Source organism: Streptomyces flaveolus (assembly GCF_000716535.1).
In the GTDB taxonomy this organism is placed as follows: Bacteria; Actinomycetota; Actinomycetes; order Streptomycetales; family Streptomycetaceae; genus Streptomyces; species Streptomyces flaveolus_A.
Map to the genome: position 1 here is coordinate 1 of NZ_JNWV01000170.1, position 357 is coordinate 357.

The window sequence follows — 357 nt, forward strand, 5'->3', positions numbered from 1 at the left end:
GACCGACACGCACGTCCACACCGGAGTCACGCAGCGACAGGGCGTGGGCGTGGCCCTGGCTGCCGTAGCCGATGACCGCGACCTTGCGGCCCTGGATGACGGACAGGTCGGCGTCGGCGTCGTAGAACAGCTCAGCCATCGGATGCACCTTTCATGGATAACTCGCCGGGCGGCATGCTCGCCGAGAGCGGACCGGGAGTGAGCACTGCGCCTCCGGAGAGCGGGGAACAGGAAAAACAGAGAAGGTGAGCGGCATCTGCCCTAGGTTCTGTCGTCAAATGTCACGCCCACATCAGGAGCGATGCGAGGGTGATGGCTGCTTGGTAGGACTCGGTGGTCTTGTCGTACCGGGTGGCG

Annotated in this window: 1 pseudogene; it reads right to left on the reverse strand. The window is 64.7% G+C overall.

Going from position 1 to position 357, the window contains the following annotated elements:
• A pseudogene (locus OO52_RS49345) lies at positions 1–139 on the reverse strand (ketol-acid reductoisomerase); the annotation flags it as partial.
• Positions 140–357 lie beyond the last annotated feature (218 nt).